At 70.5% G+C, this 14,728-nt stretch carries 12 protein-coding genes; all 12 read right to left on the reverse strand.

Annotation, left to right across the window (positions count from 1 at the left end; translation table 11 throughout):
- Positions 1 to 28: 28 nt before the first annotated feature.
- The 12 genes from glyA to lysA all read right to left on the reverse strand — a co-directional run bounded on the left by glyA (position 29) and on the right by lysA (position 14,727).
- The gene (gene glyA, locus ACFVH5_RS05445; protein WP_385832245.1) at positions 29 to 1,279 is read right to left on the reverse strand and encodes a serine hydroxymethyltransferase; all 1,251 of its coding nucleotides are present in this window, start codon (positions 1,277 to 1,279) and stop codon (positions 29 to 31) included.
- Between the two features lie 318 nt (positions 1,280 to 1,597).
- Positions 1,598 to 2,278, reverse strand: coding sequence for a protein-tyrosine-phosphatase (locus tag ACFVH5_RS05450; protein ID WP_282566196.1), 681 nt, complete (start codon positions 2,276 to 2,278; stop codon positions 1,598 to 1,600).
- Entirely contained in the window at positions 2,275 to 2,922 is a 648-nt protein-coding gene (locus ACFVH5_RS05455) for an L-threonylcarbamoyladenylate synthase (RefSeq protein ID WP_385832247.1), read from the reverse strand. The genes ACFVH5_RS05450 and ACFVH5_RS05455 overlap by 4 nt, the downstream gene beginning before the upstream one ends.
- An 82-nt stretch (positions 2,923 to 3,004) precedes the next feature.
- Positions 3,005 to 3,850, reverse strand: a complete 846-nt coding sequence (gene prmC, locus ACFVH5_RS05460) for a peptide chain release factor N(5)-glutamine methyltransferase (protein WP_384803155.1) — start codon at positions 3,848 to 3,850, stop codon at positions 3,005 to 3,007.
- A 78-nt stretch (positions 3,851 to 3,928) separates the two neighbouring features.
- Positions 3,929 to 5,005 (reverse strand): peptide chain release factor 1, encoded by a 1,077-nt coding sequence (prfA, locus tag ACFVH5_RS05465; protein WP_384803158.1) that lies wholly within the window; start codon positions 5,003 to 5,005, stop codon positions 3,929 to 3,931.
- A 206-nt stretch (positions 5,006 to 5,211) separates the two neighbouring features.
- On the reverse strand, positions 5,212 to 5,439 hold the full coding sequence (rpmE, locus tag ACFVH5_RS05470; RefSeq protein WP_189837654.1) for a 50S ribosomal protein L31: 228 nt from the start codon (positions 5,437 to 5,439) through the stop codon (positions 5,212 to 5,214).
- Between the two features lie 240 nt (positions 5,440 to 5,679).
- Complete coding sequence (locus tag ACFVH5_RS05475; protein ID WP_385832249.1) at positions 5,680 to 6,765, reverse strand: LCP family protein; 1,086 nt, start codon at positions 6,763 to 6,765, stop codon at positions 5,680 to 5,682.
- A gap of 358 nt (positions 6,766 to 7,123) precedes the next feature.
- Positions 7,124 to 9,235 carry a transcription termination factor Rho gene (rho, locus tag ACFVH5_RS05480; RefSeq protein WP_385832250.1) on the reverse strand — a complete coding sequence of 704 codons (2,112 nt, stop codon included), beginning with the start codon at positions 9,233 to 9,235 and terminating at the stop codon, positions 7,124 to 7,126.
- Positions 9,236 to 9,620: 385 nt separating this feature from the next.
- Complete coding sequence (gene thrB / locus ACFVH5_RS05485; RefSeq protein ID WP_385832252.1) at positions 9,621 to 10,538, reverse strand: homoserine kinase; 918 nt, start codon at positions 10,536 to 10,538, stop codon at positions 9,621 to 9,623.
- Between the two features lie 267 nt (positions 10,539 to 10,805).
- A complete protein-coding gene (gene thrC, locus ACFVH5_RS05490) occupies positions 10,806 to 11,864 on the reverse strand; it encodes a threonine synthase (RefSeq protein WP_107021309.1) in 1,059 nt (352 codons plus the stop codon).
- A gap of 6 nt (positions 11,865 to 11,870) precedes the next feature.
- Positions 11,871 to 13,169, reverse strand: coding sequence for a homoserine dehydrogenase (locus tag ACFVH5_RS05495; protein ID WP_384803451.1), 1,299 nt, complete (start codon positions 13,167 to 13,169; stop codon positions 11,871 to 11,873).
- A 166-nt stretch (positions 13,170 to 13,335) separates the two neighbouring features.
- Positions 13,336 to 14,727 (reverse strand): diaminopimelate decarboxylase, encoded by a 1,392-nt coding sequence (gene lysA / locus ACFVH5_RS05500; protein WP_384803171.1) that lies wholly within the window; start codon positions 14,725 to 14,727, stop codon positions 13,336 to 13,338.
- Position 14,728 lies beyond the last annotated feature (1 nt).

The raw sequence follows: 14,728 nt of genomic DNA on the forward strand, positions 1-14,728 counted from the left end.
CTGTAGCTCCACGCCCACCCACCCCACGCTAGCCGGGATAGGGGGGAAATCTCCCGGTCAGATCCCGCACTTCTTCACGTACGCGCCGGCCTGCGGACTCGTCCCGCAGGGCCGCGCCGAACAGCACCGCGATCCGGGCCGCCTCCGCCTCGCCCATGCCCTGGGTGGTGAGGGCGGCCGTGCCCAGGCGCAGACCCCGTACGTCGGGACGGGGCAGCGCGCAGGTGTCGAGGACCATTCCGGCGGCGGCGAGCCGGCCGCGGGCGGTTCGGCCGTCGACGCCGAGCGGGGCCGGGTCGACGGTCAGCAGATGGGTGTCGGTACCGCCCGTGACGACCGTGAGCCCCTCGGCGGCCAGGCCCTGCGCCAGCACCCGCGCGTTCGCGACCACCTGATGGGCGTACGCCGTGAACGCCGGTGTTGCCGCCTCGCCGAACGCGACGGCCTTCGCGGCGACGGTGTGCATCTGCGCGCCGCCCTGCGTGAAGGGGAAGACGGCCCGGTCGACGCGGTCGGCCAGCTCGCCGCCGCACAGCAGCATGCCGCCGCGCGGCCCGCGCAGCACCTTGTGCGTGGTCGCGCACACGACGTCGGCGTACGGGACCGGGCTGGGCGCCGCTCCCCCGGCGACGAGGCCGATGGGGTGGGCGGCGTCGGCGATGAGGTACGCGCCGACCTCGTCCGCCACCTCTCGGAAGGCCGCGTAGTCGATGTGACGGGGGTACGAGATGGACCCGCACACGATGGCCTTCGGCCGGTGGGCGCGGGCCAGCGCCCGGACCTGCTCGTGGTCGATGAGCCCGCTCTCCGGATCGACGCCGTAGCCGACGAAGTCGAACCAGCGGCCCGAGAAGTTCGCGGGCGACCCGTGCGTGAGGTGCCCGCCGTGCGGCAGGCCCATCGCCAGGACGGTGTCCCCGGGGCGCAGCAGGGCGGCGTACGCGGCCAGCACGGCCGAACTCCCGGAGTGGGACTGCACGTTGGCGTGTTCGGCGCCGAAGAGGGCCGTGGCGCGCTGTACGGCGATCCGCTCGGCGACGTCGACCAGCTCGCAGCCGCCGTGGTGCCGGGCGCCGGGGTATCCCTCGGCGTACTTGTTGGCGAGCGGCGAGCCCAGCGCTGCCAGCACGGCGGGCGAGGTGAAGTTCTCGGCGGCGATCAACTGCAGCGTCGTGGCCTGCCGTGTCCGCTCCGCGAGGAGGATCTCGGCCAGCTCCGGATCCTGCCGGCCCAGCACATCGACGGACGGCGGGCCTTCGAGCGTGGGTGTGACCGGCATGGCGGACTCCGGACCTCGGCGGGGGCATCGCTATGTCCAATGTAGGACCGAGTCCCCTGCCGCGCCCGGCGTTACGCCCGACCACCCCCACACACCGCCCTAGCGGCCCACTCCACCCGGGCCCCGCACAGGGGCACACACCCCGCCCCGCTCAGGCCCGCGCAGGCGCCCCCGTCAGGGCCGTGACCATCGGGTCCAGGGCCTGGTTGATCTCGACCGATCCCCCACGCGCCCCTCGCACCGCTCGGCCCCGGAGGGCCTCCCAGGCTTCGAGCCGCTGCGCCGGACGCCGTCCGTCGGAGATGGTGACCACCCCGCTCAGGCCCGCGCAGGCGCCCCCGTCAAGGCCGTGACCACCGGATCCAGGGCTTGGTTGATCTCGTCGCCCACCGAGCGGAAGAACGGGAGGGGGGCGCCGTACGGGTCGTAGACCTCGTCCGCTTCCGCCGTGGGGGCCAGGAGCCACCCGCGTAGAGCCGCCGCGGCGCGGACCAGGGCACGGGCGCGTTCGACCATGCCGTCGTCCAGCGGGGGCAGGGTGGCCGGGTCTATGGCGCGGACCAGGCGGGTGAACTCCTTCAGCGTGAAGGTGCGCAGGCCCGCCGAGTGGCCCATGGAAATGACCTGGGCACGGTGGTCACGGGTCGCGGTGAGGACCAGGTCCGCCCGGATGACGTGCTCGTCCAGCAGTTCGCGGCCCACGAAGCCGGAGGCGTCCGCGCCGAAGTCCGCGAGGACCGCCTCCGCGTTGGCCTCCATGGGCGCGCCCTCGTGCCCCCAGGTACCGGCGCTCTCCACGATCAGGCCGCCCCACAGGGGGTCGCCGAGCCGGTCCGCCAGGGCATGCCTGGTCAGCCGCTCGGTGATCGGCGAGCGGCACACGTTGCCGGTGCTGACGTGGAGGATGCGAAAAGAGGAGTCGCCCGAGGCCCCGTCGCCGTAAGCCCCCGCGTACCCCGTCCCCGTACCTATGCCACGCCCCGCGTCAGGGGCTGTCAATTCGCCACCTCAAGGTCGGGTACGACCTTTCGCAGCTCCTCGGCCGACAGCGCGCCGGCCCGCAGCAGCACCGGCACCTTGCCCGTCACGTCGACGATCGACGACGGGACGATGCCGGGGGTGGGACCGCCGTCCAGGTACACGGAGACGGAGTCGCCGAGCATCTCCTGCGCGGCGTCGCAGTCCTCGGGGGACGCGTGGCCGGTGAGGTTGGCGGACGAGACGGCCATCGGGCCGGTCTCGGTCAGCAGCTCGATGGCGACCGGGTGCAGCGGCATGCGCACGGCGACGGTCCCGCGGGTGTCCCCGAGGTCCCACTGCAGGGACGGCTGGTGCCTGGCGACCAGGGTCAGCGCGCCCGGCCAGAAGGCGTCGACGAGTTCCCAGGCCATCTCGGAGAAGTCCGTGACCAGGCCGTGCAGCGTGTTCGGGGAACCGATGAGGACGGGCGTGGGCATGTTCCGGCCGCGGCCCTTGGCCTCCAGCAGGTCCGCCACGGCCTCCGAGCTGAACGCGTCGGCGCCGACCCCGTACACGGTGTCGGTCGGCAGCACGACGAGCTCGCCCCGGCGCACGGCGGACGCGGCCTCGCGCAGACCCGTCGAGCGGTCGGTCGCGTCGTTGGTGTCGTATCGCCGTGCCATCAGCAAGCCTCCTCGCACACGCGGACCCCGGTGGCCGCGCACTTAACGGTTTCCACGTCGTCCACACGGGACATCGCCGTGGTCATGGCGTCGCCCTGCGGGCGGTCGCGAACCGCGGCCGGTTGTTGAGGTCCGGGTGGTCGGCCGCGTCGGCCCAGCCCCGCTCCTCGGTGAAGATCCACGGCACCTGTCCGCCCTGGGTGTCGGCGTGCTCGACGACGACGACACCGCCCGGCCGCAGCAGCCGGTGCGCGGTGCGCTCCAGACCGCGGATCAGGTCGAGGCCGTCCTCCCCCGAGAACAGGGAGAGTTCGGGATCGTAGTCCCGGGCCTCCGGAGCGACGTACTCCCATTCCGTGAGCGGGATGTACGGCGGGTTGGTGATGACGAGGTCGACCTGGCCGTCGAGGTCGGGGAAGGCGTCCAGGGCGTTCCCCTGGCGCAGGTCGACCCTGGACCCCTCGACGTTCTTACGGGTCCACCGGAGGGCGTCCTCGGACAGCTCGACGGCGTGTACGCGCGAGCGCGGCACCTCCTGTGCGAGGGCGAGCGCGATGGCGCCCGAACCGGTGCACAGGTCCACGATGAGCGGCTCCACGACGTCCATCGCGCGGACGGCGTCTATGGCCCAGCCGACCACGGACTCGGTCTCGGGCCGGGGCACGAACACGCCCGGCCCGACCTGGAGTTCCAGATAGCGGAAGTAGGCCCGCCCGGTGATGTGCTGGAGCGGTTCGCGGGCCTCGCGGCGCGCGATCACCTCCCAGTACCGGGCGTCGAAGTCCGTGTCCTTGACGGTGTGCAGCTCGCCCCGCTTCACACCGTGCACGAACGCGGCGAGCTCCTCGGCGTCGTTGCGCGGCGAGGGCACGCCGGCGTCGGCCAGCCGCTGGGTGGCCTGGGCCACTTCCGCGAGCAGCAGGTTCACGCGTCCTCCGGGCTGAGCTGTTGTCCGTCGTGCGGATGTGTACTGCGACTGTCCACTGCGGCCGTGCGGGTACGCGTCCTAGGCCGCGGCGAGCTTGGCCGCCGAGTCGGCGTCCACGCAGGCCTGGATCATCGCGTCGAGGTCACCGTCGAGGACCTGGTCCAAGTTGTACGCCTTGAAGCCGACGCGGTGGTCCGAGATGCGGTTCTCCGGGAAGTTGTACGTACGGATCTTCTCGGAGCGGTCCACGGTGCGCACCTGGCTGCGGCGGACGTCCGCCGCGTTGCGCTCCGCCTCCTCCTGGGCCGCGGCGAGGAGCCTGGAGCGCAGGATACGCATCGCCTGCTCCTTGTTCTGCAGCTGGCTCTTCTCGTTCTGGCAGGAGGCGACGACTCCGGTGGGAATGTGCGTGATGCGCACCGCGGAGTCGGTGGTGTTGACGGACTGGCCGCCGGGCCCGGAGGAGCGGTAGACGTCGATCCGCAGGTCGTTCGCGTGGATCTCGACGTCGACCTCCTCGGCCTCGGGCGTGACGAGCACACCGGCGGCGGAGGTGTGGATACGGCCCTGGGACTCGGTCGAGGGCACGCGCTGCACGCGGTGCACCCCGCCCTCGTACTTCATCCGCGCCCAGACGCCCTGGCCGGGCTCGGTGGCGCCGTTGCCGCCCTTGGTCTTCACGGCGACCTGGACGTCCTTGTAGCCGCCCAGCTCGGACTCGGTGGAGTCGATGATCTCGGTCTTCCAGCCGACGCGCTCCGCGTACCGCAGGTACATGCGCAGCAGGTCGCCGGCGAACAGGGCCGACTCGTCGCCGCCCGCGCCCGCCTTGATCTCCAGGATGACGTCCTTGTCGTCGCTGGGGTCGCGCGGGACCAGCAGCAGCCGGAGCTTCTCGGTGAGCTCCTCGCGCTGCTTCTCCAGGTCCTTGACCTCGGCGGCGAAGTCGGGGTCGTCGGCGGCGAACTCCTTCGCCGTCTCGATGTCGTCCCCGGTCTGCTTCCAGGAGCGGTACGTCGCGATGATCGGGGTCAGCTCGGCGTAGCGCTTGTTGAGCTTGCGCGCGTTGGCCTGATCGGCGTGGACCGACGGGTCAGCGAGCTTCTTCTCAAGATCGGCGTGCTCGCCGATGAGTTCCTCGACCGCCTCGAACATCTCCGGCTCCAATGGACTGCCCCCGGCACCATCACGGACTCGGGGACGTAGGTACGGCATGGGGGTTCGTACGGGGTTCCCTGCTCGATCGAACTGCGCGATCGATCTGCTCGATCGCGTTCGAGAGCGAGGGGTGGGGCTGCACCGCAAAGCGCCGGTCCCAGCGCCCCCGGACGGAGGCACCGAAGACCGGCGCTGTGAGCTCGCTACTTGCTGTCGGCCGCAGCCTTGGCCTTGCCGAAGCGGGCCTCGAAGCGGGCCACGCGGCCACCGGTGTCGAGGATCTTCTGCTTGCCCGTGTAGAACGGGTGGCACTCGGAGCAGACCTCGGCGCGAACGGTGCCGCTGGAGATCGTGCTGCGGGTGGTGAACGACGCGCCACAGGTGCAGCTGACCTGCGTCTCGACGTACTCGGGGTGGATGTCGCGCTTCAAGGTGTCTCCTAGTTTCGGGAGGGCGCCGGGTCGCTGCCGCGGATTGCGGGGGCGTGAACCGGGGCCGACTGTCCAGTCTGCCAGGACTGGTGCCATCTCCCCAAACCGGGGGACGGCCGGGGGTATTCCCCAGGGCCTCTGCGGGGGTGCCAGGAGCTCGCCGCGGGCGGGTGCGGGACCGTCGTGGCCGGGCGCGCAGTTCCCCGCGCCCCTTGCGGGGCCGGGGCGGAGCACGATCAATTACCGGACGACGCCCTTGGCGTCCCCACTCGCCGTACCCTCCGTCGCCGACTTCGGGATCGCGCGATCGTTCTTCAGCGCGTCCCAGACCACCGCGGCCTTGTCCTTCTCGACGAGAACACGGTTGCCGTCAGCCGGGTCGTACTGCACCGGCAGCGTGACCATGTTCATCTTCGACGAGCTGATGCCCTTGAGCCCGTTGGCGAAGGACGCCAGGTCCTTGACCGAGGCCAGGTCGGAGTCGGTGGTGACCGTCTTCGTCGCGGTGTCGGCGAGGTCGTACAGCTTCTTCGGGCTGGTCAGTACGCCGACGCTCTTGACCTGCTCGACCAGCGCCTTGATGAACGCCTGCTGGAGCTGGATCCGGCCGAGGTCGGAGCCGTCGCCCACCCCGTGCCGCGTACGCACCAGGCCGAGGGACTGCTTGCCGGTCAGCCGGTGCGTGCCGGCCTTGAGGTCGAGGTGGCTCTCCTTGTCGGTGATGTCCTTGGTCGTGGTGACCTCGACACCGCCGAGTTCGTCGATGAGCTTCTGGAAGCCGCTGAAGTCGACCTCGACGTAGTGGTCCATGCGGATACCGGTCATCGACTCGACGGTCTTGACCGCGCAGGCGGCGCCGCCCGTCGAGTACGCCGAGTTGAACATCGCCAGGGACGCGGCGTCGTGCTCGACGCCCTCGCTGTCGGTGCACGCGGGCCGGGGGACGAGCGTGTCGCGCGGTATGGAGACCACGCTGGCCTTCTTGTGGCCCTCGTAGACGTGCACGACCATCGCGGTGTCGGAGCGGGCGCTGCCGTCGTCGGTGCCGCCGCCCAGGTCCTTGTTGGTGCCGGAGCGGGTGTCGGAGCCGAGTACGAGGATGTCCTGCGAGCCGTTGTCGACGTCGAGGGGCCGGTCGGAGCCGAGTGCCTGGTCGATGTCGACGCTCTTGATGTTGTCGTTCAGGTTGAAGTACACGTACCCCAGGCCCGTGCCGCCCAGAACGAAGACACCCGCCGCGGACCAGGCCGCGATGACGAGCGCCTTGTGACGCGTGCTCCGCGGTTTACGGCGATGGCCGGATTGAGGTGTGCTCTCGGCAGGCATGTGCTCCTCAGTTCTCGCTGGTCGGCTCGGCTACCCCCTGCGGTCAGGGTCAGGCGTGGTCATGTGCCGTGACGTCTCTGTCAGGACCCGTCTGTTCAGACGTTGAAACCGAAAAAAGGGTTGCACAACGCACTGTGACCGTACTGTGCGAACACGGACACAACGGGTGACCTATGGGGTGCGCCGTCGGCGGCTCACCTGCGCTTACGTGGGCGGAAGCCCCGCCTCCGCGCCACCGTGTCGACCTTCACAGCTGTGGCGAAGATCTCCGGAGACGCGGTACGGGGACAACGCGGAGGGCCGCCCCCCGATGGCACGGGGACGGCCCTCCGCGGTACCGGCTGCGCCGGCTGAGACCTCAGTCGTTGCCGTTGCCCGGCATCGGCGTCGTCTTCTGGATCTGCAGCAGGAACTCGGCGTTCGACTTCGTCTGCTTCATTTTGTCGAGCAGCAGCTCGATCGCCTGCTGCTGGTCGAGCGCGTGCAGCACGCGACGCAGCTTCCAGGTGATGGCGAGCTCGTCGCTGCCGAGCAGGATCTCTTCCTTACGCGTACCGGACGCGTCGACGTCCACCGCCGGGAAGATGCGCTTGTCGGCGAGCTTGCGGTCGAGCTTCAGCTCCGCGTTGCCCGTGCCCTTGAACTCCTCGAAGATGACCTCGTCCATGCGCGAGCCGGTGTCGACCAGCGCGGTGGCCAGGATCGTCAGCGAGCCGCCGTCCTCGATGTTGCGCGCAGCACCGAAGAAGCGCTTCGGCGGGTACAGCGCGGTCGAGTCGACACCACCGGACAGGATGCGGCCGGAGGCCGGGGCGGCGAGGTTGTACGCACGGCCCAGACGCGTGATCGAGTCGAGCAGCACGACGACGTCGTGGCCCAGCTCCACCAGCCGCTTGGCACGCTCGATGGCGAGCTCGGCGACCGTGGTGTGGTCCTCGGCGGGACGGTCGAAGGTCGAGGAGATGACCTCGCCCTTCACCGACCGCTGCATGTCGGTGACTTCTTCCGGACGCTCGTCGACGAGGACGACCATCAGGTGGCACTCGGGGTTGTTGACGGTGATCGCGTTGGCGATCGCCTGCAGGATCATGGTCTTGCCGGTCTTCGGCGGAGCCACGATCAGACCGCGCTGGCCCTTGCCGATGGGCGCGACGAGGTCGATGATGCGGGTCGTCAGCACACCCGGGTCGGTCTCCAGACGGAGCCGGTCCTGCGGGTACAGCGGCGTCAGCTTGTTGAACTCCGGGCGTCCGCGCCCCGATTCGGGCGCCATGCCGTTCTGCGAGTCCAGGCGGACGAGCGCGTTGAACTTCTCGCGGCGCTCGCCGTCCTTGGGCTGGCGGACGGCGCCGGTGACGTGGTCACCCTTGCGCAGACCGTTCTTGCGGACCTGGGCGAGGGAGACGTACACGTCGTTCGGACCGGGAAGGTAGCCCGAGGTACGGATGAACGCGTAGTTGTCGAGGATGTCCAGGATGCCCGCGACGGGGATCAGGACGTCGTCGTCGGCGACCTGCGGCTCGTTCGGGCCGAACTCGTCGCGGCCACGGCGGCCACGGCGGTCGCGGTAACGACCGCGGCGGCCACGGCGGCCACCCTCGAAGTCGTCGTCGTCCTGCGGGCCGTTGTCACGCTGCCGGTCCTGGCGGTCCTGACGGCCGCCGCCCTGCCGGTCCTGGCGCTGCTGGTTGCCGCCGCCCTGGCCCTGGCCACCCTGGTTGCCCTGGCCGCCCTGCTGCTCGTCGCCCTTGCCACCACGGCGGTCGCGGTCGCGGCCCCCGCGGTCACGGTCGCCGCGCTCACCGCGGTCGCCACGGTCGGCGCGGTCACGACGGTCGCGGCGGCCCTGACGGCCGTCGGTCCCGCCGTCCGAGCCGTCGCCCTTGGCCTCGCCCTGGGACTGCGCGGACTCGTCGGTCCTGACCTCGGTCTTCGCCTCGGCGGTGATCGTCTCGGGGCTGCCCGCCTCGGCGGTGGCGCGACGCCGGCGGCGCTCGGCCGGAGCGTCGTCCCCACCGCGCTCGCCGCCCTCGCTCGCCCGGGCGGGGCCACCGGCCGGCTGGCCGGGGATCTCGATCTGCTGCTGAGCCACGGCCTTCTCGGCCTTGGCCTCCGCCTTCTTGTCGGCGGGAGAGACGGCCTCGTCCCCCGTACGAGCCTTCGAGGTGGCCCGGCGCTTGGGCTTCGTCTCGGTGGCGTCCCCGGCGGAGGGCGCGGCCTTGGCCGAAGCACCCCCGCCGCCCTGCGCCTCCTTGATGACCTCGATCAGCTGGCTCTTGCGCATCCGCGCCGTGCCCCTGATGCCGAGGCCGGATGCGACCTGCTGCAGCTCGGCCAGCACCATGCCCTCGAGGCCGGTACCGCGGCGCCGACGGGAGCCGGCACCGGTGGCAGGCGCGGAGGCGTCCGTGGCGGGCGCGGCAGCGGTCTCCTCGACACGTGCGCCCATCAGATCGGTGGTGTCGCTCACGAAGGGTCCTTCCCTGGAGCGGACGTCGGCCTGTCTGGCTCGGCGACCGGTTGTGCTGTCCGACAGTGGTCCGTCATGTGTGGACCGTGCCGGGGCGGTGGTCCGCCAAAAGGCGGAGGGAATTTCTGGGATGACGTTTCCCGGGGCCGCGGACTTGAGGTTCTGTGTCCATCGGCTCGTTCACGCCGGTTCCGGAGCGTACTCAGCACCGCTCAGCGCCTAGCACCCAATGCATGGCACAAAGCGATTTGGGGGGCTCCCGGAAGAATGATTGTCCCGGACGGGGACGTGAAGCACCTCGCCATGGTGGGGTCGGGTGCAGACTTGAGGTTAACACTACCGGATCCAACAAACATTCCCCCTCTCGAAATCCGGCAACCGAGTGTCACGGAGCAAGCGGCAGCACGCTCGCTCCGGTGGCGTCGAGGCCCAGCCGGTTGGCCGCCCAGCCCTCTCCCGCCAGTTGTGCGACCTTGTCGGCCGCGGCCTCGTCGGCGAGCGCGAGCACGGTGGGCCCGGCACCCGAGATGACCGCGGGAATCCCGTCCGCCCGCAGCCGCTCCACCAGCGCGGCGCTCTCCGGCATGGCCGGCGCGCGGTACTCCTGGTGCAGTCGGTCCTCGGTGGCGGGCAGCAGCAGCTCGGGGCGCCTGGTGAGGGCCTCGACGAGCAGTGCGGCGCGGCCCGCGTTGGCGGCGGCGTCGACGTGCGGGACCGTACGCGGAAGGAGTCCGCGGGCGGTCTCCGTCAGTACTGCCTTGCCGGGTACGAAAACCACCGGAACGATGGAATCGGCGGGTTCCATCCTGATGGCGCGCGCCGCCCCGTTCTCCAGCCAGGACAAGGTGAATCCGCCGAGCAGACAGGCCGCGACGTTGTCGGGATGACCCTCGATCTCGGTGGCGAGCTCAAGGAGCGCGGTGTCGTCGAGCTTGCTGTCGCCGCCTATGGTCACCGCGCGTGCGGCGACGATGCCGGCGCAGATCGCGGCGGACGAGGAGCCGAGGCCCCGGCCGTGCGGGATGCGGTTGGCGCACACGATCTCAAGACCGCGGGGCTGTCCGCCCAGCAGGTCGAAGGCGGTGCGCAGGGACCGTACGAGGAGGTGGCGCTCGTCGCGCGGCAGCGTCTCGCTTCCCTCACCCGCGATGTCGATGTGCAGGCCGGAATCGGCCACGCGGACGACCACGTCGTCGTACAGCCCCAGTGACAGGCCGAGGGCGTCGAAGCCCGGGCCGAGGTTGGCACTGGTGGCGGGGACGCGCACCCGGACGGCGGCGGCGCGGAACGCTGGACCGGCCATCGCTCGATGACTCTCCTTGAGCTTGAGCTGCGAGATTTTCGAAATCCTGCGAGACGTACGGAGAATGCGGAAGACCCGGAGGCCGCAGGGGCGGCGCGGCACCGCGGCATATGCGGCGGGCGGGTTCGGTACAGCTTATCGAAGGAAGGTTCAGTGGCGACATAGGGCGCACAGGAGGCGCACGATGCGTGTCGTAAGCCCGCATGCGCACCCCCTGACGGATGCCTCTTCCCGTGCCCTGTCGGGCAGGTGTGCCGTGTGGTGCGGCTACGCCAGGCCCAGACGCTCGGCGGCCGTGGCCGCGTCGACCGGGACGGTGACGGGCTGCGGGGCTCCCGCGACGGCCCAGTCCGGGTCCTTGAGGCCGTTCCCGGTCACCGTGCAGACGATGCGCTGTCCCGGGTCGACCTTGCCCTGCTCGGCCGCCTTGAGCAGACCGGCGACGGAAGCCGCCGAGGCCGGCTCGACGAAGACACCCTCCTGCGCGGCCAACAGCCGGTAGGCGCGCAGGATCTCACGGTCCGTCACCTCGTCGATGAAGCCTCCCGACTCGTCCCGCGCGGCGAGCGCGTACTGCCACGAGGCCGGGTTGCCGATGCGGATCGCGGTGGCGATCGTCGAGGGGTCCTTGACGATCTCGCCGCGCACGATGGGCGCGGACCCGGACGCCTGGAAGCCCCACATGCGCGGGGTCCGTGCGGCGATCTTGTCGGCGGCGTACTCGGTGTACCCCTTCCAGTACGCGGTGATGTTGCCCGCGTTGCCCACCGGGAGGACGTGGATGTCGGGGGCGTCGCCGAGCATGTCCACGATCTCGAACGCCGCGGTCTTCTGCCCCTCGATACGCACCGGGTTCACGGAATTGACCAGTGCCACCGGGTAGTTGTCGGAGAGGTTGCGCGCCAGGGTGAGGCAGTCGTCGAAGTTGCCGTCGACCTGGAGGATCTTCGCGCCGTGCACGAGGGCCTGGCCCATCTTGCCGAGCGCGATCTTGCCCTGCGGCACGAGGACGGCGCACACCATCCCGGCGCGTACCGCGTAGGCGGCCGCCGAGGCAGACGTGTTGCCCGTGGAGGCACAGATGACGGCCTTCGCGCCTTCCTCCTTGGCCCGGGTGATGGCCATGGTCATGCCGCGGTCCTTGAAGGACCCGGTGGGGTTGGCACCCTCGACCTTGAGGTGGACCTCGCAGCCCGTGCGCTCGGAGAGCACCTGCGCGGGCACGAGCGGCGTACCGCCCTCACGCAGGGAGACAACCTGCGTGGTGTCGGACACCGGCAGCCGGTCCCGGTACTCCTCGATGATTCCGCGCCACTGGTGGGTCATTGCTCGTTACTCTCCTTCAACCCGCATGATGCTGGCGACACCACGCACGGTGTCGAGGTTGCGCAGCGCCTCCACGGTCCCGGTGAGGGACGCGTCGGACGCGCGATGGGTGACGACCACGAGGGAGGCATCGCCGCCTCCGTCCTGCCGCCCCTGCTGGCGAACCGTATCGATCGACACTCCGTGTTCGGCGAACACGGTCGCCACCTGGGCGAGAACGCCCGGTTTGTCGGCCACATCGAGACTGATGTGGTAGCGCGTCACGACCTCACCCATGGGCGACACCGGCAGCTGGGTGTACGCCGAGTCGCCGGGCCCGGTCGCGCCGCTGAGCTTGTTGCGGCAGACGGCGACGAGGTCCCCGAGGACGGCGGACGCGGTCGGCGCACCACCGGCGCCCGGCCCGTAGAACATGAGCTGCCCGGCGGCGTCGGACTCGACGAACACGGCGTTGTAGGCGCCGCGCACGGAGGCCAGCGGGTGGCTCAGCGGGATCATGGCGGGGTGCACCCGCGCGGTGACCGATCCCCCGTCGGCGGCCCGCTCGCAGATGGCGAGCAGCTTGATGGTGCAGCCCATCGCCTTCGCGGAGGCGAAGTCGGCGGCGGTGACCTCGATCATGCCCTCGCGGTACACGTCGTCGAGGCGTACGCGCGTGTGGAAGGCGATCCCGGCGAGGATGGCGGCCTTGGCGGCGGCGTCGAAGCCCTCGACGTCGGCGGTGGGGTCGGCTTCCGCGTACCCGAGGGCGGTGGCCTCGTCGAGTGCTTCCTGGTAGCCCGCGCCCGTCGAGTCCATCTTGTCGAGGATGAAGTTGGTGGTGCCGTTGACGATGCCGAGGACACGGTTGACCTTGTCGCCTGCGAGGGACTCGCGCAGCGGCCGGATCAGCGGGATGGCACCGGCGACGGCGGCCTCGTAATAGAGGTCCGCGTCGTGGTCGTCGGCCGCCGCGTGCAGTGCGGCGCCGTCCTGCGCGAGGAGCGCCTTGTTTGCGGAGACCACGGACGCGCCGTGCTCGAAGGCGGTGGTGATGAGGGTGCGGGCCGGTTCGATACCGCCGATGACCTCGACGACCACGTCGATGTCACCCCGTTTGACCAGGGCGGTCGCGTCGGTGGTGACCAGGGCGGGGTCGATGCCCTCACGCACCTTGGAGGGCCGGCGCACGGCCACGCCCGCCAGCTCGACGGGGGCTCCGATGCGCGCGGCGAGGTCGTCGGCGTGCGTCGTCATGATGCGCGCCACCTCTGAGCCGACTACCCCGCAGCCCAGCAGCGCCACCTTCAGCGGACGCGTACGCATCATCCGACCTCGTTTCCTCATACCGTCACGGTGGGACCAGTCTCACTCACCGGACGGGGGTTTCTACCCTTCGTCCGGATCGTGAGATGTCGATTTCATTTATGCGAGGCCGGAAAACAGGAGATCCTCCGTCCTCGCTCGTCCGTCCATGTCAGCGGACATCGAGTCAGCCGACATCGAGACGCAGTAGATCCTCCTCGGTCTCGCGGCGGACGACGACCCTGGCCTCGCCGTCGCGGACCGCGACGACGGGCGGGCGCAGGGCGTGGTTGTAGTTGCTCGCCATCGAGCGGCAGTACGCACCGGTGGCCGGCACCGCGATGAGATCGCCCGGCGCGAGGTCGGACGGCAGGAAGGCGTCCTTGACCACGATGTCCCCGCTCTCGCAGTGCTTGCCGACCACACGGACGAGCATGGGCTCGGCATCGCTCGTACGGGAGACGAGGGCGACGCTGTACTCGGCGTCGTACAACGCGGTACGGATGTTGTCGGACATGCCGCCGTCGACGGAGACGTACGTACGCAGTCCTTCGAGGGGCTTGACGGTGCCGACCTCGTAGAGGGTGAAGGCGGTCGGCCCGACGATGGCGCGGCCGGGCTCGACGGAGATCCGGGGGGTCCGCAGCTTCGCGGCCTCGCACTCCCGGGTCACGATCTCACCGAGCGCCTTGGCGATCTCATGGGGCTCGCGGGGGTCGTCGTCGCTGGTGTAGGCGATGCCGAGGCCGCCGCCGAGGTCGATCTCGGGCAGTTCGACACCGTGCTCGTCACGGACCTGGGCGAGCAGCGACACGACACGGCGGGCGGCCACCTCGAACCCGGCCATGTCGAAGATCTGCGACCCGATGTGCGAGTGGATGCCGATCAGTTCGAGCCCGTCGAGGGTGAGCGCACGCCGGACGGCCTCGGCGGCCTGTCCGTCCGCGAGCGCGATCCCGAACTTCTGGTCCTCGTGCGCGGTGGCGATGAACTCGTGCGTGTGGGCCTCGACGCCGACCGTGACGCGGATCTGCACGCGCTGTCGCTTGCCGAGGCTCTGCGCGATGTGCGCGACGCGCACGATCTCCTGGAAGGAGTCGAGGACGATACGCCCGACGCCGACCTCGATGGCCTTGGTGATCTCCGCCACGGACTTGTTGTTGCCGTGGAAGGCGATGCGGTCGGCGGGCATCCCGGCGGACAGGGCGGTGGTCAGCTCGCCCCCGGAGCACACGTCGAGGTTGAGGCCCTCCTCGTGCAGCCAGCGCACGACGGCACGCGAGAGGAACGCCTTCCCGGCGTAGAACACGTCGGCGTCGTGCCCGAAGGCGGTGCGCCAGGCGCGCGCCCGCGCCCGGAAGTCGGTCTCGTCGACGAAGTAGGCGGGCGTGCCGAACTCCTCGGCGAGCGTCGCCACATCGATCCCGCCGACACTGACCGAACCGCTCGCGGTACGCGTCACGGTCTGCGCCCAGACCTTGGGGTCGAGGACGTTGAGGTCGGCCGCCGGGGCGGTGTAGTGACCCTCGGGCAGGACATCGGCGTGACGGGGCCCGGCGGGGTGTGCGGATCGGCTCATG

The organism is Streptomyces sp. NPDC127119, assembly GCF_042677425.1.
Taxonomy (GTDB): domain Bacteria; phylum Actinomycetota; class Actinomycetes; order Streptomycetales; family Streptomycetaceae; genus Streptomyces.

Bases quoted from the DNA above. Each gene is read 5' to 3' on its own strand.
- glyA (WP_385832245.1), bottom strand. From the start codon at position 1,279: ATGCCGGTCACACCCACGCTCGAAGGCCCGCCGTCCGTCGATGTGCTG.
- thrB (WP_385832252.1), bottom strand. From the start codon at position 10,538: ATGGCCGGTCCAGCGTTCCGCGCCGCCGCCGTCCGGGTGCGCGTCCCC.
- lysA (WP_384803171.1), bottom strand. From the start codon at position 14,727: ATGAGCCGATCCGCACACCCCGCCGGGCCCCGTCACGCCGATGTCCTG.
- thrC (WP_107021309.1), bottom strand. From the start codon at position 11,864: ATGACCCACCAGTGGCGCGGAATCATCGAGGAGTACCGGGACCGGCTG.
- ACFVH5_RS05455 (WP_385832247.1), bottom strand. From the start codon at position 2,922: ATGGCACGGCGATACGACACCAACGACGCGACCGACCGCTCGACGGGT.
- ACFVH5_RS05495 (WP_384803451.1), bottom strand. From the start codon at position 13,169: ATGCGTACGCGTCCGCTGAAGGTGGCGCTGCTGGGCTGCGGGGTAGTC.
- ACFVH5_RS05475 (WP_385832249.1), bottom strand. From the start codon at position 6,765: ATGCCTGCCGAGAGCACACCTCAATCCGGCCATCGCCGTAAACCGCGG.
- prfA (WP_384803158.1), bottom strand. From the start codon at position 5,005: ATGTTCGAGGCGGTCGAGGAACTCATCGGCGAGCACGCCGATCTTGAG.